Genomic DNA, 19,232 nt, shown 5'->3' with positions numbered 1-19,232 from the left:
TATTAGAAGTATTATTTTGCGCTCATAAGTGCAAGTGTATTATCTAGCATGCGATTTGAGAAGCCCCACTCGTTGTCGTACCACGCCATAACCTTGACTAATTTGCCTTGAACACGCGTTTGCGTCGCATCAAAGTTGGAAGTATAGGTGCTGTGGTTAAAGTCAGTTGAGACCAATGGCTCGTAGTTGACACACAGAACTTGCGCTAATACTGGGTCTGCAGCAATCGCGTCTTCAATGATTTTGTTCACTTCTTCGGCCGTCGTTTCACGTGGCGCCAAGAAGGTTAGGTCAACCAAAGAAACGTTGATAGTGGGAACACGAACGGCCATACCGTCGAATTTGCCCGCTAGCTCTGGTACGACTAGGCCAACCGCTGCTGCGGCACCTGTCTTAGTAGGAATCATGTTCATTGCTGCGGCGCGCGCGCGGTATAGATCTTCATGATAAACATCTGATAAGCGCTGATCATTTGTGTAGGCGTGGATAGTGGTCATCAAACCGCTTTCAATACCCAGCTGTTCGTTTAGAGGCTTGGCAATTGGTGCTAGGCAGTTAGTGGTACAAGAAGCGTTTGAAATCACCGTCATGTCAGACGTCAGAACGTCTTGGTTAACACCGTATACAACGGTTGCGTCGACTTCTTTGCCAGGTGCTGAGATGATGACTTTTTTCGCACCCGCGCTAATGTGAGCACCAGCGGTTTCTTTGCTAGTGAAGAAACCAGTACATTCGTAAACCACATCGATCCCCAGATCAGCCCAAGGCAGATTCGCTGGGTTGCGCTCAGAAAGGGTGAGGATTTTATCTTCGTTAATGTACAGAGCTTCTGCATCAAAATTCACATCCGCATTGAAACGTCCGTGAACTGTGTCATATTTAGTTAAGTGAGCATTGATTTTGGAATCACCAAGATCGTTAATGGCTACGACTTGAATCTGGTCGCGCTTGCCGGACTCATAAAGCGCTCGAAGTACGTTGCGTCCGATACGTCCATAACCGTTAATAGCTACCTTAATCGTCATATCTCACTCCTAATATAAAAGATACAGTCTGTCCTAAAGGGATAAGTGTAGGACAGTTTCTTTTCAATGTTATTGTAAAAACACTACAAAAATAAAAATATTCTCGGGAAGAAAACACATAACTGACTAATTTTGTTCAAAAAACAGTCATCGGTTCGTAATCTTCCGTCATTTAGCCTGTTATATGGCCCTATTCTAACGAAAAAAACGTGGCTTGGTAGTATTTTTTGGTAAATAAATTACATAAATAGCTGTTTTCGTCAGTTTTGCCCTTGTTTGTTGCGCTCAAATTATTAAAATGTAGTAAAATTACATAAAATGGTTTCATTGGATGTGTCGTGAGGCCTAACTGGAGAACAAAGATGAACCCGATTGTGGAAAAAGTAACCCAAGCCATTATTGAACGTAGCAAAGACTTGCGTTCTCAATATTTAGCGGACATGAAGCAGGCTGAGTTAAAGGGTCCACATCGTGGGGTATTGTCGTGCGGCAACTTAGCCCATGGCTTTGCCGCGTGTCAGCCTCAGGAAAAGCAAAAGCTTAAACTGATGGATGAAGCTAACATCGGTATTGTTTCTTCTTACAACGATATGTTGTCCGCCCACAAACCGTATGAGCATTACCCTGACATCATCCGTCAAGCGGTGGCTGAAATGGGCTCAGTGACCCAGTTTGCGGGTGGTGTTCCGGCCATGTGTGATGGTGTGACCCAGGGACAAGAGGGCATGGAATTGTCTCTCTTTAGCCGTGACAACATTGCTCAAGGTGCGGCCATTGCACTGTCTCACAATATGTTTGATGCGGCCTTATTCTTAGGTATCTGTGACAAGATCGTACCTGGGCTATTGATTGCCGCGTTGCGTTTTGGTCATCTGCCGTGTTTGTTTGTGCCGGCTGGGCCAATGCCTTCTGGCATCACCAATGCCCAAAAAGCCGCGGTGCGCCAAAAGTTCGCCAAAGGCGAAGCCAGCCGTGATGAACTATTGGAGGCGGAATCGGCGTCTTACCACAGTGCGGGTACCTGTACTTTCTACGGTACCGCGAACTCGAATCAATTATTGGTAGAAATGATGGGCTTACAACTACCGGGCTCTTCATTTGTTAACCCTGACGATCCAATGCGTGAAGCGCTAACCCGTTACACGGCGCAGCTGGCCACCAAAACCACGGCGCTGGGCAAAGACTATCGTCCGATTTATAAAGTGATTGATGAGCGTTCGATTGTGAATGCCATCGTTGGCTTGTTGGCAACCGGTGGTTCGACTAACCACACCATGCACATTGTGGCCTTTGCGCGTGCGGCAGGCATTATTGTCAACTGGCAAGATTTTGCTGAGCTATCAAAAGTGGTGCCGTTGCTAACCCGTATTTACCCGAATGGCCAAGCGGACATTAACCATTTCCAAGCAGCGGGTGGTATGGCGTTCCTAACCAAACAGCTATTGAAAGGTGGTTTGCTACACGAAGATGTGAACACCATCGTTGGTCAAGGTCTGACACACTACACCAAAGAGCCTTTTATGGATGGCGAGCAATTGGTATGGCGTGATGGCATTGAAGTGAGCCTTGACGAAGACGTGGTTCGTCCGATTGAGAACCCGTTTAGTAAAGAGGGTGGTCTGGCATTGCTTGAAGGCAACCTTGGCCGTGCCGTTATTAAAGTCTCTGCGGTAAAAGAAGAAAACCGTATTATTGAGGCGCCAGCTGCAGTGTTCCATGATCAAAACGATCTGGTGGAAGCGATTCGTAGCGGTGAGCTTAAACGTGACTGTGTCGCGGTGGTGCGCTACCAAGGGCCAAAGGCCATTGGTATGCCAGAGCTGCATAAACTGACACCGTATCTTGGCAACCTTCAAGACCAAGGCTACAAGGTGGCGCTGGTGACCGATGGTCGTATGTCGGGCGCGTCAGGCAAGGTACCTGCGGCGATCCACCTAACGCCCGAGGCCTTGGCGGGCGGTGTGATTGGCAAGATTCAAGACGGTGACATCGTACGTTTAGATGCCATAGCTGGCACCCTGTCTGTTTTGGTTGAAGACACCGAGTTGGTACTACGTGAGCAGGCACAGTGTGATTTACGTCGCTCACATCAGGGCATGGGGCGTGAGCTATTTGCCAGCTACCGTATGTTGGTTAACGGCGCAGAGCAAGGCGCCTGCAGCCTGTTTCATGAGTAAAGAATTTCTCTGACTACTAACATTTGTTAGTAATAGTGTTTAGGCCTCCTTCGGGAGGCCTTTTTTTTGCCCTGCAGTATGTCGTATTCCTTTCTCTTATTAAGGGGAAGGTTAGGATGGGGTTGAAAGTGAGACATAAAAAAGCCGAGCGCTTCTACAGAAGGCTCGGCTTTTCAATAAGGAAGCTCTGATTACGCTAGCGTATCCAGTTTCTTCTCATACTCATCAAAGGTGTTTAGCACCTCTTTGTTTGGTGCACCGGTGATAAGGCTGACCGCAATGATGGCAATGGTAGACAGAATAAAGCCTGGCACGATTTCGTAAATATCGAAAATGCCGCCAGAGAGTTGCTTCCACACCACGATGGTAATACCACCCACTAAAATACCCGCTAGGGCACCGTTGCGGTTCATATTACGCCAGAATAGGCTCAGGATGATGGCTGGACCAAATGCCGCACCAAAACCTGCCCAAGCGTAGGACACTAGGCCAAGCACTGAACTTTCTGGGTTGAAGGCTAGGATGAGGGCAATGATAGACAGTGCCACAACGCCCAAGCGACCCACGTTCACGATTTGTGATTGTGACGCATTTGGGTTGATCCAAGCTTTGTAGAAATCTTCTGCCAGTGCAGATGAGGACACCAACAATTGTGAGTCGGCTGTACTCATGATGGCTGCTAGAATGGCTGCCAATAGAATGCCTGCAACCACAGGGTTAAACACGGCGTTCACCAAGATCATAAAAATCTTCTCGCCGTCTTCTAGAGCGCCTGCCATATGGTTATCCACATAGACAATGCCCACTAGACCGATCAGTAGGGCGCCGGCCATCGATAGGGCAGTCCAGCCCACCGCGATGCGACGTGCCGTGGTAATGTCTTTGTTTGAACGTGAGGCTTTAAAACGCGCCAAGATATGCGGTTGGCCAAAATAGCCAAGACCCCAGGCGGCGAGAGACACAATGCCAATAATGCTTAACGGCTCGCCGTTAATATCGTTCCAAAGCGTCAATAACTCAGGGTTCTTTGCCGCTAGCGTGTCAGGCAGTTGTGACCAGTCACCTTCCATAATGGCAAGCGGTACGATCACCAATGCCGCACACATTAATAGGCCTTGTACTAGGTCGGTCCAAGACACCGCTAGGAAGCCGCCGAATAGGGTGTAAGACACGACACACACAGTACCGATCACGACCGCCCAACGGTAATCTAAACCAAATACGGTTTCGAACAGCTTACCGCCAGCCACTAGGCCTGAGCTGGTGTAGAACAAGAAGAACAGCAGAATAAAGAACGCTGAGATAGACTGGATCAGCTTAGAATTGTCTTGGAAGCGCGTCGACAAGTATTCTGGTAGCGTCAGAGAGTTATTGGCTTGGATACTGTAAGTACGTAGGCGTTTCGCACAGATCAGCCAGTTTAGCCAAGTACCGACGAGTAGACCTCCTGCCAGCCACAGGGATTCCATACCCGCAGCAAACGCGTAGCCTGGTAAGCCCAATAGCAACCAACCACTCATGTCGGATGCGCCTGCGGACAAGGCGGTTGGCCAGGGGCCTAATGAGCGCCCACCTAGGAAGTAATCTTCAGAATTGGAAGTGCGCTTATAGGCGTATAAGCCAATACCTAGCATCACCACTAGGTAGGCAAGAAAGGTAAAGCTTATCGCTAAGCTATTATCAATCATTCTTGAGTCCTCTTATTATCGTAGTTTGGCAGGCGCCGATGTTACCGAGCTGTCCGTCTTACTTGTGGTAAAAACTGTGCAAGGTAACTTGGTGCATAAGTCATATTTATTGTTTTGAGAATGGGCTTAAGCTTAGAGGAAAGTCGCAACTCTGCTCAAAAATTAAACCTGACCGATGATTCTATGTCTCACTCGAAAGAGCGTCTTTCAGAATTCTCCGACAATTTGTCGAGATTCTCTGGTGCTATTTTGTGGACTGGATAGGGGGCTAGCTAAGAAAGGGCTGTGGCCTTCGGGTGACGAGAACCGAAGGCCAACCTGAGACGCTTAATTCTCTTGTTTTGGCAAACGAGTATCCTGCACGCTGAGTTTTAACTTGCGCAGGTGTTCGTTGAATTCCGGACCACGTTTGAGCAGTACGCCCGTTGCCAGTGCATCGATCAGCGTTAAGTAGACGATACGTGAACTCATCGGGGTGTAGATGTCTGTATCTTCGGTTTCTTCGATCGGCAGCACGATCGAACAATGCTCGGTCAATGGCGAACCAGGATTAGTAATCCCCACCACGGTGGCGCCAGCTTCACGGGCGACGCGGGCCGTTTCGATCAATGGCAAAGTACGGCCCGATAGGGAAATCAGGACCACGGCATCACCTGGATGCGTGCCAGCGGCGGCCATGCGTTGTACCAGAATGTCGGTGTAAGCGACCACCGGCATGTTCAAACGGAAAAACTTATGATGGGCATCTTTGGCAACCGGACCTGAAGCCCCTAAACCGTAGAATTCAATGCGACGTGCTTGGGCTAAGACATCCACCACACGGCTGATCAGGGTTTCTGGTAACAGCTCTTGGGCACGGGTCAGGTTGTTCTTCGCCGCTTCGAAAATCTTATTGGTGATGGCACCTGGAGCATCATCTGGCTCAACGTTTAAGTTAACGTAAGGCGTGCCCTTTGCTAGGCTTTGTGCCAAGGCTACTTTGAAATCAGGAAAGCCACTGCCGATTAAACTGCGGCAAAAACGGTTTACCGTTGGCTCACTAACTTCGGCACGCGCGGCAAGCTTCGCAATGCTGGAATGAATAGTCGTTTTAGGGTCGGCTAAAATGGCTTCAGCAACCTTACGCTCAGATTTACTCAGCGTACTCAGTTTTTCTTGGATTCTGCGAATAATGTCTTCGTGCTTATTCATTTATGTGCTTCAACAGTAAAATATTGACTCAAATGGGGATCAAGGACATTCTGACAGCGGTTTCTCCCTCTGGCAATAAGTGATTGAAAATGTGTGCACTTTCTGAGTATTTGAAGCAAATGAACTCCATCTTGCCGGAACATGGTGAGGTTGAGGTGGTGCCATTAGAGGAAGGCTTCTCCAATAAAACCTACCAGATTAGTTGGCAACAGCAGCCACGTTTAGTGCTGCGTATCTCAGATCTGAATAGCCAAGCGTTTGCTATTGAGCGCGCCGCGGAATTAGCGGTGTGTCAGCTTGTGAGTGCGCAGCGGCTTGGGGCCAAGGTGTTGTGGCACAACGAACAGGCAATCGTGTGGGAGTTTCTCCCAGGGCAGACGTTAGCATGGGATGTGCAGCATACCCAGGCTAGTCTGATGCCCATTTGTCAGTCCCTGTCGGCGCTGCATCAGCTGCCTAGCATCGCACAAGAGTACGATGTTTACCGCGTGATCGCAGACTGGCTAGCGCAGCTTGCCAAGACCGATATGACGCCTGAGCTGCGCGCTCTAACCCAGCAGACGCGGACTTTTTATCAATCCTTAAAGCCCGTGCCTAGGCCCGCTCAGCTGCGCTTATGTCACAATGACTTAAACCCCAAAAATGTCTTGTTAGACGGCAGCAAAGCTTGGTTGATTGACTGGGAAGCGGCAGGGATGAACGATCCATTGTTTGATTTGGCGGTGTTGGCGCATGTGCATCATCTGACTGCCGCGCAGTTACAGCATGCTTACCAAGCGGTGGTCGGTAGCGAGCCGATGCCAGTCGCCTTTGAGGCCATTGATGCTTACCGCAAAGCCTATGTGGTGCGAGAACTGGTTTGGCTGTTGTTGCGTCATCAGTTATGCGGCTCACAAGATTTAGACTGTCTGCAGTGGTATCATGCCCTGTTAAACGACCCTGTGTTTAATCCCTATTTTAAAGCGGAACCCGTATGAATCTCGCAGCCGATTGGCAGGCTCACCTCGCCGACGAATTTAACAAAGACTACATGCAACGTTTGCGTGAGTTTCTCGTACAGGAGAAAGACGCACGTAAAGTCATTTATCCCCATTCCAACGACTGTTTTAATGCCTTAAATGAAACCCGCTTTGACAACGTCAAAGTGGTGATCCTTGGCCAAGATCCCTATCACGGTCCGGACCAAGCCCATGGCTTGTCTTTCTCGGTTAAGCCGGGAGTGAAAACACCGCCATCCTTGGCCAACATCTATAAAGAACTGGAAGCGGACCTTGCGATCCCCATCGCCGATCATGGTTACTTGATCAACTGGGCGCGCCAAGGTGTGTTGTTACTAAACAGTGTCTTGACGGTGGAAGCATCTAAGGCCGGCTCTCATCAAAACAAAGGGTGGGAAAGCTTTACGGATCAGATTATTCAGCTGATCAACGAGCATCATCAAGGGGTGGTGTTTATGCTGTGGGGTGCCTACGCACAGAAAAAAGGCCGTCATATTGATCGTAGCAAACACTGTGTGTTGGAGAGTGTGCATCCATCGCCGCTGTCCGCCTACCGTGGCTTCTTTGGTTGCGGGCATTTCTCCAAAGCCAATCAGTATCTGGAAAGCATGGGTAAAGCGCCAATCGATTGGAGCGCGCATTTACAGCCTGCGAAGTAAGTGATAGCGGAATAAAAAGCGCGCTCAGAGCTTGGCTCGGGCGCGCTTTTTTTGGTGACGGCTTAGCTACCCAGTTCGTAGGGCAGCGGCAGCAAGGTTATCGTGCTGCCTTCGACGGTGGCGTCGCTGATCTCATCTTGTTCTACATTTAAGATCAACTGAGCCACATAAGCGGGACCGGCTGGGGCGCAGTCAAACACAGAGCCAATGGCTTTGCCTTCTGCGTTGAGCACGTCCGAGCCAATCTTAATCGGCCCTTCACAGGTGCACAGTGCTAGGTGCTTTTTCGACTTGCCGCGGTATTTCATGCGCGCCACGATTTCTTGTCCGGTATAACAGCCTTTGGTAAAGCTGATGCCGCCGTTACGCTGCATATTGATCCATTGTGGCAGGATTTCTTCTAAATGTGCTTGGCCCAGCAGTGGACGAGCGGCCAATAGCCCCATTACCTTGTGGGCACTGGGGTCTTCGGCCGTCGGTAGTTCTTCGGCAGAGTGCGCCACGGTAAGCGTTTCTTGGTAATAGGTGTTGTTGAGGATCAGCTGATAGCAACCTTCTTGATGGGTGGTTGGGATCGCTAGATCGTAGTGCTCTTGTGGCTCAAGGGTATCAGTAAGGGCAAATAGGGAGCTCACTTGATACTGTGCGCTGACATCCTCTAAGTCGGTTTTGAAAAAGACCGCGTATTTTTTCAAATGTGCCAACAGGGTGTCGAGCACATCTTGCTTGAGTACCATTAGGAAGGAGTCGTTTGCTTTCTGCAAAATGTAGAAGTTAGCAATGATGCGACCTTTCGGGGTACACACAGCGCCGAACACACTGGCTTGTTCGCTCACCAATTTCATGTCTGCGGTGGTTTGACCTTGCAGCAATTTCACACTGTCAGGGCCCTGAATGGAAATGACACCTAGGTCTTGGCTATGACCATAGCTGGTCGCCGGAAGCGTTTCACTAAGAAGCTGCTGGAGCTGCATAATGACCTCAAATTTGATCAATGAATATGTTTCATTATGTGGGGCAATATTGAGCGAAATCAATGTGTCCGGTGAGCAAATCCTTGCTCTGTCCGAAAAGTGGCGCAAATGGAGTGCTTTTGATGGATAGGCGTGGCACTGGCGTCGTGTCTTGCACAGCGCCAGCGTCAACAAAGCTGGCGTTTCCTGTCTTGATCGGTTTGCCGAGTGTCGGTGAAGGGCTATAATAGCGCCTCTAAATTGGGGAGACCTCTCATGACAGATACAATCGAATCAAAAGATTCAGCTAGCTTCAAACGCTTAAAGTGGCAATGTCGTCGCGGAATGTTGGAGCTTGATGTGTTGTTTGAACCCTTCTTGGAAGACGTATTTCTAACGTTGGACGAAGAAGATAGACAGCGTTTTTATCAGCTTATTGAATGCGAAGATCAGGAAATCTTCCCTTGGTTTATGCAAAAGGAAGTGCCAGAGGATCCGGATCTTGCTCGCATCGTGCATTTGATTCTGACTCGTGTCCAACCAGAGAACTACCGTCGAGTTTAACTCGTCGCGGCTAGCTTGGTTTATGTCACTGCTATGGTTATTAGCGGTGACAGCACTATTGGTGATATTGCAATGGTCAACGCTGTGGCAATGGCTGGCCATGTTCACCGGGGGGCTTTGGCTGATACGCCGACCAATGCGTCCCAACTTCTCCATCGATACCTCACAAGACGTGCTGCATTGGCAGTGTCGCGGCGCGTCTGGCGTGCTGTCGCAGCTTTATCAAACCGAGTACTGGAGTGTATTAGTTCTGCACGTGGACCCAGAACAGCCATTGCTGTATAGACTATGGCATTACCTGTGCCGCTATCGCTGGCTCTATCGTGATCAGCTGTCAGACGCAGACTATCGCTATCTGCGTTCCCGTCTTAATGTTGAGAAGCTGCTTGGTTTGCCAACTCAGAAGAACGAATCCTCGGCTTCAAAATAGTCGGCCCACTGTTTTCCAGTTTTTCTGGGTAATCCAAGGTGAAGTGTAAGCCGCGACTTTCCTTACGTGCCATGGCCGATTGAATGATCAAGTCCGCCACTACTGCCAAGTTACGCAATTCTAATAAGTCGGCGGTGATGCGGTAGTTAGAGTAGAACTCTTCAATTTCAGACAGCAGTAAGTCGACGCGATGTTTGGCACGCAGTAGACGTTTATTGGTGCGCACAATGCCCACATAGTCCCACATAAAGCGGCGCAGTTCGTGCCAGTTGTGAGTGATCACCACGTCCTCATCGGAGTCGGTCACTTTTGAAGCATCCCAATCAGGAATCTGATAATCCGCCCGCGGTGCATTGTCAGACAAGATCTGACGTGCTGCCGAACGAGCGTACACGATGCATTCCAATAACGAGTTGCTGGCCAAACGGTTGGCACCGTGAAGACCGGTGTAAGAGGTCTCGCCAATGGCATACAGGTCTTTGACATCGGTAGCGCCAGATTGATCGACCACGACGCCACCACAGGTGTAATGCGCTGCCGGTACCACCGGAATGGCGGCCTGGGTCATATCATGACCGTAGCTCAAGCAGCGTTGATAAATGGTCGGGAAATGCTCTTTGATAAACTCAGGGTCTTTGTGGGAAATATCCAGCAACACATGGTCCACCCCTAAGCGCTTCATTTCATGGTCGATGGCGCGCGCGACAATGTCACGTGGTGCTAACTCGCCACGTTCGTCAAAATTGGCCATAAAGCGTGTGCCGTCGGGCAGCAGTAAACGACCACCTTCCCCGCGTACCGCTTCGGAGATCAAAAAGGTTTTGGCTTTGGCATCGTACAGGCAAGTTGGATGGAACTGGTTAAATTCCATGTTGCCAACACGGCAGCCGGCACGCCATGCCATGGCAATGCCATCGCCCGATGCCGTATCTGGGTTACTGGTGTACAGGTACACTTTAGAACTGCCGCCTGTGGCCAGTGCAATGCGGTGCGCGTGAAACACTTCCACTTGCTCTGAGTCTTGGTTAAGAGCGTATAAACCGATGACACGATTGTCGCCTTCTAATCCCAGTTTTTGGGTGGTGATCAAATCAATCGCCACACGATCAGGGAAGAAGTGAATGTTCGGGTGCGCTAAGGCGTTCTTCACCAGCGTCTTAGAAATCGCCAAACCGGTTGCATCCGCGGCATGGATAATGCGGCGATGACTGTGACCGCCTTCTTTGGTGAGGTGGTAATCTTCGTTGTCACCATAACGGGTGAAAGGCACCCCTTGGTCGATTAACCAGTCGATGCTTTCCTTAGAGTGTTCTACGGTATAGCGAATGGCGTCTTCATCCCCCAACTCAGCCCCGGCAACAATGGTGTCTTGCACGTGTGAGTCGATGGTGTCTTTTTCCGACAATACGGCCGCGACACCACCTTGAGCGTACAAGGTCGAGCCTTCGGAGATGTCTCCTTTTGTTAAAATGGCCACCTGATGCTCATTGGCAAGTTCAAGTGCTAGCGTCAGTCCCGCCGCACCGGCGCCGATAATAACGATGTCGTGATGAAGATGTTGGCTCATGTAGTTGATCTAAGTAAGGTTAAACACATCGATTTTACACTTGTTTGTAACACCAATGAATACCCCAGTGCGACACGGCAAGGTTACAGCTTTGCCAATAAATCGCATACAATGTCGTCTTAAAGCGGCCAAGTGCATTTTCTTGGAACTCTCTAAATGGTCCGTTGTCCATATAAGCAACAACTTGGTGGGCACAGTATGTTTGCAAATTATGAGGTGCCTATGCAGCACGAAACGTCTACTGATGAGGCGTTGGTTAAGCGAGTTCAGAGTGGAGACAAGCGCGCCTTTGATTTGTTGGTGCTGAAATATCAGCACAAGGTCGCAGCTTTGATTTCCCGGTATGTTCAGGACAAGCAAGAAGTGCTGGATGTGGCTCAAGACAGTTTTATCAAAGCGTATCGAGCAATTGACAGCTTTCGAGGGGAAAGCGCTTTCTATACGTGGCTTTACCGCATTGCCGTGAATACGGCGAAAAATTATCTAGTGAGTCGCTCCCGACGTCCCCCGTCCAGCGATGTGGAACTAGATAATGAGGACGTCCATGCTTCCTATAACGAACTAGCAGATGCAGGCACACCGGACGCCAATTTAAACCGCGATCGTTTAGAGTCGGAGATTCAATTAGCGATCAAAGATCTGCCGGAAGAATTGCGTGGGGCCTTAACCCTGCGAGAGTTCGATGGTTTGAGTTACGAAGACATTGCCCAGGTCATGGATTGCCCTGTTGGAACGGTCAGATCGCGAATTTTCCGTGCCCGCGAGGCGGTGGAGAAACGAATTCGTCCCATAATGGGAGGAGGAGAATAGTCATGTCGAAATTCCATGATAAGCACGGCGTAGGGCGTGACGACAGTCTATCGGCATTTTTGGATAACGAAGCCACCCAAGCTGATATTGAAGCCTTGCTTGCCAGCGATATCAATGTGTTAGCGGATAAATTGGATCATTACGCGCAGATACAGCAAGCGATCCAGCCAGATCATGCTGTTTTGATTGAGGATTCAGGGGCGTTTCTAGCGCAGATGCACAGCAAACTTGAGCAGGGCAAAGCCGAAACCAATGTTGTTGCGTTTCCCAATCAGCCTAGCCAAGCGACGCCCCCCGCTAAACTCGAACAGCTGGAGCTGCCGCATATGAGTCCAACGGCGCACCGTTCCAGACGTTCGCTTTTCTCAGGTTTGGCGGTCGCCGCCAGTGTAGCCTTTGTGGTGGTACTGGGCGGTAACCTGCTGCTGCAAGGGGATAGCAATAACACCACGCCGACGTTCGCGGCCAGCACAGCGCCGCAAGCGACACCGGTTGAACCGATCACAGCGTTGAGCCCAGAAGAAGCGCTGCAGAACAATGAGCGCTTACAAAATTACTTACGCCAGCATGCACAACAGGCCTCCATGACGGCTGGGCAAGGCATGATACCGATGGCGAAAGTGGTGGGTTACCCGCAAGGGAACGGGCAATGATTCGTGGGTTAATAATGTCACTTTTATTGTGCGCCAGTAGTAGCTTGTTGGCGGCACAGACGGGAGTGGACTGGTTGACCCGCATGACCGACTCGTTTGATACCTTATCTTACGATGGCGTGTTTGTGCACCAAGAAGCGGGCATGATGAATTCTATGCGTGTCCGCCGTGGCCTGATTGGTGGGGTGGAATATGAAAGCCTCGAAGATTTAGATGGGCAGCGCATCGCTGTGATCCGCATCGATGACAGTGTTATCTGTGTCTTCCCAGACGTGGGCGACTATGTTGCAGGCGTGACCTTAGCGGAGCCATTGCGTCGCTTTCAAGAGCTTGACAAGGACCGTTTGACTCAAGCCTATGACATTAAGATTGTTGATAAAAGCCAGCGTATAGCGTCCCGTAAAGCGGTCAAACTAAAATTGATACCCAAAGACGAATACCGCTATGGCCATGAATTTTGGATTGATAAAAGCACTGGTTTTCTGCTGAAACACGATGTGCTCAGTTTGGATCATCAGTTGTTGGAGCGTATCCAATTTACCTCGGTTTCTTTTGCGCCCGACTTGAAAGAAGCGGATTTCACCCCCAGTGATGACTCCTATACGCAGCACTTTGTTGAAGTCGAACCAAAAGTCGTGAAACGAAATTGGCACTTTGACTGGTTGCCACAAGGCTTTGCTCTGGTTTGGCAAGAAGCGCGTCGCATGAACGACAGCACCAATATGATGTTGTTGTCTGATGGCATGAGCACGGTGTCCGTGTTTGTCGAACAGACGGATAAAAAGCGTCCGCAAACTATCATGAACCTTGGTGCCACCATCGCCGGTGAAATGAGCATCCAAGTGGATGAGCAAATGTATTTGCTGACCATGGTGGGGGAAGTGCCTGCGGTAACGATTCAACGTCTGATGGCAGTGATTATGCCGGGGCCCGATAATGATTGAAGAAAATGGTACTGTGCTTGCGATTGAGGATGGTATTGCCGAAGTAGAAACCATCCGTACCAGCAGCTGCACCAGTTGTCGTGCGCGTCATGGCTGTGGCCATCACGCCATTGCTAAGGTGTCGAACAGTAACCGTATGCTGATGAAGGCCATTGCCCCTGCCGATTTGGAAGTGGGCCAGAATGTGGTGGTGGGCATTCCCGAAGACACCTTGTTGCAAGCGTCTGTGTGGATGTATGCCGTACCGCTGCTGGGCCTAGTGCTGGGGGCAGCCCTGCCATCAATGTTCACGGAACAGACTATAATTTCGATTGTCGGAGCGGTAAGTGGGTTTGCTGGGGGCTTATGGGCGGCGAAATGGAAATCGTCTCACGAAGCCAAGAATCCAGATTTCTACCCGCGCGTTTTGAGAATCAATAAACATCAGGCCCAGATCATCCCGGTGGTACAAGAAGCCTGAGAAATCCTCTTCACCTGACACAATAGCAACAACCAACTTTGGTACATCTAAGGAGACCAATAAATGAACAGATTGCTAAAGCGTGTGAGCTGGATCAGCGTCACTTTTATGATGTTGTTCTCAACACTTGTGAATGCGGCCAACTTACCTGATTTCACCGAATTGGTGGAAGATTCTTCTCCCGCCGTGGTCAACATCAGCACAGAACAAACCACGACCTCCAATGCGCGTCAGCTCAGTCCTGATGCACGTGAGCTGAATGAGTTCTTCCGTCACTTTTTTGGTCAGCAACCCTTTGGCCAAACACCGCAGCAACCGCGCCAACAGCAGCGTAGTTCGCTGGGGTCGGGCTTTATTATTTCCCAAGATGGCTATGTCCTTACCAATAACCATGTCATCGAAGGCGCCGACGTGATTCACGTCCGTTTAAATGACCGTCGTGAGTACGAAGCCACGCTGGTGGGCACCGATGCGCGTACCGATTTAGCCCTGTTGAAAATCGAAGCGGAGGATCTGCCGACTGTGGATATGGGCGACTCAGATGATCTCAAAGCGGGTCAATGGGTGCTGGCGATTGGCTCGCCATTTGGTTTTGACTACACGGTGACGGCCGGTATTGTCAGTGCGCTAGGGCGTAATTTGCCAAGCGATAACTATGTGCCCTTTATCCAGTCTGACGTGGCCATCAACCCTGGTAACTCCGGTGGTCCGCTGTTTAACTTAGACGGCGAGGTAGTGGGCATTAACTCACAAATCTACACCCGCTCTGGTGGTTTTATGGGCGTGTCCTTTGCCATTCCATCCAATGTGGCCATGTCCGTGGTGCAACAGCTGAAAAAAGACGGCAAGGTGTCGCGTGCTTGGTTGGGGGTTTTGATCCAAGATGTGAATCGCGACTTGGCTGAATCCTTCGGTCTTGAACGTCCCCATGGCGCTTTGGTAAGCCGTGTTATGCCGGATTCGCCCGCTGAAAAAGCCGGCCTAGAAGCGGGTGATATCATTATGGCGTTTAACGGCAAAACCATCGAACACTCTTCAGAGCTGCCTTACTTGGTTGGTCAGCTTGGCGTCGATACCGATGCCAAAGCGCGTGTCTTCCGTGACGGCAAAGAACGTACCTTGACCATTACCCTAGCTAAGCGTCCTGACGGCAATGGTATGCAACAACAGCAAGCGGATGAGAATCGCTTGGGCATGACCGTGGCGCCGGTGCCGGAAAATGTCGCCGAGCGTCTCAACATTGAGGGGGGCGTTATGGTTCAGCAGATTCTAGGGGGCGCTGCCGCACGCAATGGTCTGCAGCAAGGCGATGTGATTACCATGCTTAACGGTGAGATCATTGACGGTGTCAGTGGTTTTAACCGTATTGCACAGACACTCCCTGCGAACCGCTCCGTGCCGATGCGTGTGATCCGCGATGGTTACCCAATGTTCATTCCCTTTAAAATTGTTGAGTAACCTGATCTAACAAAGAGCGTAAGACATAAAAAAACCCGCTGCGAGTGATCGCAGCGGGTTTTTTTGATGCGCCTTGCAACTGCGTTATGGCAGCTGTTTAGCAAAGATCTTAGAGTTACGCTGATAGTTGTACAGCACTTGTTTCTTGGCCGGTAGGCTAGAAAGAGTGGTTTCACGGAAGCCGCGCTCAACGAACCAGTGGGCCGTACGTGTGGTCAGTAGGAATAGGGTATCCAAGCCTAGGCGTTTGGCCTCGTGCTCGATGCCTTTGAGTAAGCGCTCACCACGGTTGGAGCCACGGTATTCCGGTGACACAGCCATACAGGCCAGTTCCCCGGCACCCTCTTGTTCAAATGGGTATAACGCCGCACACGCAACAATGGCGCCATCGCGTTCAATCACTAGGAAACGTTCAATTTCGTTTTCCAGCAGCTCTCGCGAACGGCGCACCAAGATACCTTTGGCTTCCAGTGGCGCGAGCAAATGCATCATGCCGCCGACATCGTCGATGGTGGCGATACGCAGCTTCTCGTAGCTGTCTTCATCAATCATGGTGCCCGAGCCTTCACGGGTGAACAGCTCGCTGAGTAAGCCACCATTTTCATTGTAAGAAATAATATGGGCACGGGGCACGGCGGCGCGCACGGCCATCAAACAGGCTTCTAAGGCATCACGGGTAATGGCGTTGAGGCTGTCTTGGGCCAAGATGGTGTCTGCATGGTGGGCCAGCAATTCGGAGTAAAGCTCGTCTTTGGCGTCGAAGATGCCTTCGTCTTCGGTAAAGATGATCAGCTTGTCGGCTTTCAGCTGGATCGCTGCTTGGGTAGCCACATCTTCGGCTTTTAGGTTGAACACCTCTCCCGTCGGTGAAAACCCTAAGTGAGGCAATAGCACCATGTTGTCGTCTTCTAGCAAGCGGAAAATCGCATCTCTGTCGATACGGCGCACTTCGCCAGAATGGCCATAGTCGATGCCATCGACCACGCCCAGAGGTTTGGCGACGACATAGTTACCACTGCAGACTTTTAAGCCGGCATTGGCCATCGGTGTATTAGACAGACCCATCGACAGCTGTGCTTCCAACTGTACGCGCACTGCTGCAGAAGCTTGAATAATATCGATTAAGTGATCTTGTGGCGTGACACGGTAGCCATCTTCAATCTGTGATGGTAAATCGCGCTCAGCCAAAGCACGATTGATTTGCGGGCGAGCACCTTGCACCAGTACCAGACGGATGCCGAGCGAATCCAGCAAGGCAAGGTCATGGATGATGTTGGAGAAGTTTGGGCTCTCGAACGCTTCACCTGGGATTAAGATCACTAGGGTCTTGCCGCGGTGGGCGTTAATGTAGGGCGAAGAGTGGCGGAACCAGTCTACATAATTGAGTTCGTCAGACACGCGTTGCCTCATTTGTTTTCGGTACTCGGGGTTAAACAATAACGTTCCACTAATCCTTTAATAACGCTTTGCATCGGCGCAATTTGATCGAGCGCCATAAATTCGTTGGGTTGGTGGGCTTGGTCAATGGATCCAGGGCCTAAGATTAGGGTTTCCATACCTAATTGATTTAAGAAGGGCCCTTCGGTGGCAAAGGCGACCGTGGTGGCGTCTTTTTGCGTCAGTCGCTCACAGGCTTGAATGATATCGGACTCTTTCGCGGTTGAGAACGACGGCACATCGGCAAACAAGTGTTGTAACTCGATTTGCGTATTGGTTTGTCGTTCAATGCTAGGCAGTAGTGCACTGATCTCTTGATACAAGGATTCGTTGCTCATGCCCGGCAGCGCACGAATATCAAACTCGAGTTCGCAGCGCCCACAGATACGGTTGGGGTTATCGCCACCGTGAATGCAACCAAAGTTCATGGTTGGGTAATCAATCACAAAGTTGGCATCACGGTACTTTTGCTTTAAGCCATGACGATACACCATCAGTTCAGACATGACTGAGTGCATGGCATCTAGAGCATTGTTGCCCAATCCTGGATTGGATGAATGGCCTGCTTGGCCAGTGATGCGGACTTTCTCCATCATGATGCCTTTGTGGGCATGGATGGGAGTCAGCGAGGTCGGCTCACCAATCAGCGCGTAACGGGCTTTAGGTCGACCCGCTTCAACCAGTGCACGGGCACCGTCCATGGAACTTTCTTCATCCGCCGTGGCTAAGATGATTAATGGCTGCTGTAGCGTCGACAAATCCATCTCTCGTAGGGTGTCCAGCACAATGGCAAAGAAGCCTTTCATGTCACAGGTGCCGAGGCCATACAGCTTGTTGTCACGTTCTTCCAGTTTAAACGGATCACTTTGCCAACGATCGTCGTCATAGGGCACTGTGTCCGTATGACCAGACAATACCAAGCCGCCCGCGCCTTGTCCGAGTGTGGCGATCAGGTTCATTTTCTCCGGTTGCCCCGGTAATGGCATGACCTCGCATTGGAAGCCTTGGCTGGAAAGCCACTTTTCCAATAATAAAATGACGCCTTTATTTGACTGATCCCAGCTTGCTTGACTACAACTGATAGAGGGCGTGGCGATCAATTGTGACATCATGCTCAGCAATGATGGAAGTGAGGACATGGGATGCTCCTGTGGCGTAGCGCCGAAAGTTATTTAGCATGCATTCGCTTCTGGTAAACTTGCTTCTTTGACACTGTTGTCTCCGGCAATCCGGAAGTTTAGAGGTTTTGAAATATGGCTACCGAGCTTGAACTAAAGTTAATGGTTCAACCCGAGTATCTCAAGTCGGCATGTACTTTTCTCGATGATTTTTGTGAAAAAAATAGTGGTGAAAAAGACGATCCTACTGGCAATACCCGCCAAGCGACACTCGATCTAATGAATGGTTATTACGATACGGCGAATGGGCTGTTGATGGAAAATGGCATTGCCTTACGCATTCGTGCGGTCAATCGACAGTATATCCAAACCGTAAAAACACGTGGTAGCAGCCGTGTCGGCATGCACGCACGGGGCGAATGGGAGTGGTCGATCCCGTCGGATACGCTGGATTTAACCAAATTGTCTGACGTGCCTTTGCCGCAAACGCTGCAAGATATGAGCTGGTCACGGGATCTGATTGAAGTATTCCGTACCGATTTTCAACGTCATGTGTGGTTGATTCATTTTCAAGACGCCACCATTGAAGTGGTCTGCGACGAAGGCGCCGTGTCGTCTGCCTATGGTCAAGACCCGATTTGTGAGTTGGAGCTGGAACTGAAATCTGGCCCAGAAACCGCTTTGTATGGCTTTGCCAAACACATTGCACAATCGATTCCTGTACAAGTAAGTGTGGTATCGAAAGCACAGAAAGGCTCTCGCCTGAAACATCGTCGCATCGAGTTTCCAGAAAAGCCAGAGGCCAAAGCGCCTTTGCTGCGTTTTGCTGAGTATTGGTACGAAACTTGGCTGGTCTATTGGGAAGCCATGTTTTACCTCAAAGATGAAGCCTTGCTGCAACCGATTCGCAGCTCCATTCATCAGCTGAAGCAATGTGTGCCAACAGAGATGAGTGAGCAGCTGGAAGCCTTAGATGCGCGCTACGACATATTATTCAAAAACCATGATAAGAGTCTTTTGCCAGGATTGGCAGGCTCGTTAGAAACCGGAATAATGATGTTAGAAACAGGTCATTGGTTAAACAAACAAATCCACTGATA

The 19,232-nt window shown here is 50.1% G+C and carries 18 protein-coding genes; 11 read left to right on the top strand and 7 right to left on the bottom strand.

The features are described 5' to 3' along the window. Positions 1-11: 11 nt before the first annotated feature. The gene (gene gap, locus MAQ5080_RS05335; protein ID WP_067206557.1) at positions 12-1,025 is read right to left on the bottom strand and encodes a type I glyceraldehyde-3-phosphate dehydrogenase; all 1,014 of its coding nucleotides are present in this window, start codon (positions 1,023-1,025) and stop codon (positions 12-14) included. A 362-nt stretch (positions 1,026-1,387) separates the two neighbouring features. Between gap and edd the strand changes: the two genes are divergently transcribed. After that, positions 1,388-3,202 (top strand): phosphogluconate dehydratase, encoded by a 1,815-nt coding sequence (gene edd, locus MAQ5080_RS05330; protein WP_067206553.1) that lies wholly within the window; start codon positions 1,388-1,390, stop codon positions 3,200-3,202. A gap of 191 nt (positions 3,203-3,393) precedes the next feature. On the opposite strand, the gene putP is transcribed toward edd, so the two are convergent. Both putP and hexR read right to left on the bottom strand, forming a co-directional pair. Next, positions 3,394-4,890 (bottom strand): sodium/proline symporter PutP, encoded by a 1,497-nt coding sequence (gene putP, locus MAQ5080_RS05325; RefSeq protein WP_067206550.1) that lies wholly within the window; start codon positions 4,888-4,890, stop codon positions 3,394-3,396. A gap of 327 nt (positions 4,891-5,217) precedes the next feature. Next, a complete protein-coding gene (gene hexR / locus MAQ5080_RS05320) occupies positions 5,218-6,081 on the bottom strand; it encodes a transcriptional regulator HexR (protein ID WP_067206547.1) in 864 nt (287 codons plus the stop codon). 89 nt (positions 6,082-6,170) lie between these two features. Between hexR and MAQ5080_RS05315 the strand changes: the two genes are divergently transcribed. Together MAQ5080_RS05315 and ung are read left to right on the top strand one after the other, a co-directional pair. Beyond that, the gene (locus MAQ5080_RS05315) at positions 6,171-7,058 is read left to right on the top strand and encodes a phosphotransferase (RefSeq protein ID WP_067206544.1); all 888 of its coding nucleotides are present in this window, start codon (positions 6,171-6,173) and stop codon (positions 7,056-7,058) included. Then, a complete protein-coding gene (gene ung / locus MAQ5080_RS05310; RefSeq protein WP_067206542.1) occupies positions 7,055-7,738 on the top strand; it encodes a uracil-DNA glycosylase in 684 nt (227 codons plus the stop codon). Before MAQ5080_RS05315 ends, ung begins: the two co-directional genes overlap by 4 nt. A 62-nt stretch (positions 7,739-7,800) precedes the next feature. On the opposite strand, the gene ygfZ is transcribed toward ung, so the two are convergent. Continuing rightward, on the bottom strand, positions 7,801-8,712 hold the full coding sequence (ygfZ, locus tag MAQ5080_RS05305) for a CAF17-like 4Fe-4S cluster assembly/insertion protein YgfZ (RefSeq protein WP_067206538.1): 912 nt from the start codon (positions 8,710-8,712) through the stop codon (positions 7,801-7,803). Positions 8,713-8,967: 255 nt separating this feature from the next. On the opposite strand from ygfZ, the gene MAQ5080_RS05300 reads away from it, so the two are divergent. Together MAQ5080_RS05300 and MAQ5080_RS17370 are read left to right on the top strand one after the other, a co-directional pair. Continuing rightward, positions 8,968-9,255 carry an FAD assembly factor SdhE gene (locus tag MAQ5080_RS05300; protein ID WP_067206537.1) on the top strand — a complete coding sequence of 96 codons (288 nt, stop codon included), beginning with the start codon at positions 8,968-8,970 and terminating at the stop codon, positions 9,253-9,255. A 22-nt stretch (positions 9,256-9,277) separates the two neighbouring features. Continuing rightward, positions 9,278-9,685: a hypothetical protein gene (locus MAQ5080_RS17370; protein ID WP_156496519.1), complete on the top strand. Its 408-nt coding sequence runs from the start codon at positions 9,278-9,280 to the stop codon at positions 9,683-9,685. Here the strand turns inward: MAQ5080_RS17370 and nadB are convergent. Next, the gene (gene nadB, locus MAQ5080_RS05295; protein ID WP_067206534.1) at positions 9,624-11,252 is read right to left on the bottom strand and encodes an L-aspartate oxidase; all 1,629 of its coding nucleotides are present in this window, start codon (positions 11,250-11,252) and stop codon (positions 9,624-9,626) included. The genes MAQ5080_RS17370 and nadB overlap by 62 nt on opposite strands. A 222-nt stretch (positions 11,253-11,474) precedes the next feature. Between nadB and rpoE the strand changes: the two genes are divergently transcribed. The 5 genes from rpoE to MAQ5080_RS05270 all read left to right on the top strand — a co-directional run bounded on the left by rpoE (position 11,475) and on the right by MAQ5080_RS05270 (position 15,577). Then, a complete protein-coding gene (gene rpoE, locus MAQ5080_RS05290; RefSeq protein ID WP_231870786.1) occupies positions 11,475-12,062 on the top strand; it encodes an RNA polymerase sigma factor RpoE in 588 nt (195 codons plus the stop codon). A 2-nt stretch (positions 12,063-12,064) separates the two neighbouring features. After that, positions 12,065-12,715, top strand: coding sequence for a hypothetical protein (locus MAQ5080_RS05285; RefSeq protein WP_067206532.1), 651 nt, complete (start codon positions 12,065-12,067; stop codon positions 12,713-12,715). 14 nt (positions 12,716-12,729) lie between these two features. Next, the gene (locus MAQ5080_RS05280) at positions 12,730-13,659 is read left to right on the top strand and encodes a MucB/RseB C-terminal domain-containing protein (RefSeq protein ID WP_197464560.1); all 930 of its coding nucleotides are present in this window, start codon (positions 12,730-12,732) and stop codon (positions 13,657-13,659) included. Beyond that, positions 13,652-14,119, top strand: a complete 468-nt coding sequence (locus MAQ5080_RS05275) for a SoxR reducing system RseC family protein (RefSeq protein WP_067206526.1) — start codon at positions 13,652-13,654, stop codon at positions 14,117-14,119. Before MAQ5080_RS05280 ends, MAQ5080_RS05275 begins: the two co-directional genes overlap by 8 nt. 63 nt (positions 14,120-14,182) lie before the next feature. Next, on the top strand, positions 14,183-15,577 hold the full coding sequence (locus tag MAQ5080_RS05270) for a DegQ family serine endoprotease (RefSeq protein ID WP_067206523.1): 1,395 nt from the start codon (positions 14,183-14,185) through the stop codon (positions 15,575-15,577). Positions 15,578-15,661: 84 nt separating this feature from the next. Here the strand turns inward: MAQ5080_RS05270 and argA are convergent, their stop codons facing one another. Both argA and argE read right to left on the bottom strand, forming a co-directional pair. Continuing rightward, entirely contained in the window at positions 15,662-16,987 is a 1,326-nt protein-coding gene (gene argA, locus MAQ5080_RS05265; RefSeq protein ID WP_067206520.1) for an amino-acid N-acetyltransferase, read from the bottom strand. Continuing rightward, on the bottom strand, positions 16,984-18,153 hold the full coding sequence (gene argE / locus MAQ5080_RS05260) for an acetylornithine deacetylase (RefSeq protein ID WP_067206518.1): 1,170 nt from the start codon (positions 18,151-18,153) through the stop codon (positions 16,984-16,986). Before argE ends, argA begins: the two co-directional genes overlap by 4 nt. A gap of 114 nt (positions 18,154-18,267) precedes the next feature. Between argE and MAQ5080_RS05255 the strand changes: the two genes are divergently transcribed. Next, the gene (locus MAQ5080_RS05255) at positions 18,268-19,230 is read left to right on the top strand and encodes a CYTH domain-containing protein (RefSeq protein WP_067206515.1); all 963 of its coding nucleotides are present in this window, start codon (positions 18,268-18,270) and stop codon (positions 19,228-19,230) included. Positions 19,231-19,232: the final 2 nt, after the last annotated feature.

The sequence above is a fragment of the Marinomonas aquimarina genome (assembly GCF_900089755.1).
In the GTDB taxonomy this organism is placed as follows: Bacteria; Pseudomonadota; Gammaproteobacteria; order Pseudomonadales; family Marinomonadaceae; genus Marinomonas; species Marinomonas aquimarina.
This window is presented reverse-complemented; position numbering and strand designations above follow the sequence as displayed.

What these genes read in the sequence shown, in the direction of transcription:
- gap (WP_067206557.1), bottom strand. Translation starts at nt 1,025, where the DNA reads ATGACGATTAAGGTAGCTATTAACGGTTATGGACGTATCGGACGCAAC.
- edd (WP_067206553.1), top strand. Translation starts at nt 1,388, where the DNA reads ATGAACCCGATTGTGGAAAAAGTAACCCAAGCCATTATTGAACGTAGC.
- putP (WP_067206550.1), bottom strand. Translation starts at nt 4,890, where the DNA reads ATGATTGATAATAGCTTAGCGATAAGCTTTACCTTTCTTGCCTACCTA.
- hexR (WP_067206547.1), bottom strand. Translation starts at nt 6,081, where the DNA reads ATGAATAAGCACGAAGACATTATTCGCAGAATCCAAGAAAAACTGAGT.
- MAQ5080_RS05315 (WP_067206544.1), top strand. Translation starts at nt 6,171, where the DNA reads ATGTGTGCACTTTCTGAGTATTTGAAGCAAATGAACTCCATCTTGCCG.
- ung (WP_067206542.1), top strand. Translation starts at nt 7,055, where the DNA reads ATGAATCTCGCAGCCGATTGGCAGGCTCACCTCGCCGACGAATTTAAC.
- ygfZ (WP_067206538.1), bottom strand. Translation starts at nt 8,712, where the DNA reads ATGCAGCTCCAGCAGCTTCTTAGTGAAACGCTTCCGGCGACCAGCTAT.
- MAQ5080_RS05300 (WP_067206537.1), top strand. Translation starts at nt 8,968, where the DNA reads ATGACAGATACAATCGAATCAAAAGATTCAGCTAGCTTCAAACGCTTA.
- MAQ5080_RS17370 (WP_156496519.1), top strand. Translation starts at nt 9,278, where the DNA reads ATGTCACTGCTATGGTTATTAGCGGTGACAGCACTATTGGTGATATTG.
- nadB (WP_067206534.1), bottom strand. Translation starts at nt 11,252, where the DNA reads ATGAGCCAACATCTTCATCACGACATCGTTATTATCGGCGCCGGTGCG.
- rpoE (WP_231870786.1), top strand. Translation starts at nt 11,475, where the DNA reads ATGCAGCACGAAACGTCTACTGATGAGGCGTTGGTTAAGCGAGTTCAG.
- MAQ5080_RS05285 (WP_067206532.1), top strand. Translation starts at nt 12,065, where the DNA reads ATGTCGAAATTCCATGATAAGCACGGCGTAGGGCGTGACGACAGTCTA.
- MAQ5080_RS05280 (WP_197464560.1), top strand. Translation starts at nt 12,730, where the DNA reads ATGTCACTTTTATTGTGCGCCAGTAGTAGCTTGTTGGCGGCACAGACG.
- MAQ5080_RS05275 (WP_067206526.1), top strand. Translation starts at nt 13,652, where the DNA reads ATGATTGAAGAAAATGGTACTGTGCTTGCGATTGAGGATGGTATTGCC.
- MAQ5080_RS05270 (WP_067206523.1), top strand. Translation starts at nt 14,183, where the DNA reads ATGAACAGATTGCTAAAGCGTGTGAGCTGGATCAGCGTCACTTTTATG.
- argA (WP_067206520.1), bottom strand. Translation starts at nt 16,987, where the DNA reads ATGAGGCAACGCGTGTCTGACGAACTCAATTATGTAGACTGGTTCCGC.
- argE (WP_067206518.1), bottom strand. Translation starts at nt 18,153, where the DNA reads ATGTCCTCACTTCCATCATTGCTGAGCATGATGTCACAATTGATCGCC.
- MAQ5080_RS05255 (WP_067206515.1), top strand. Translation starts at nt 18,268, where the DNA reads ATGGCTACCGAGCTTGAACTAAAGTTAATGGTTCAACCCGAGTATCTC.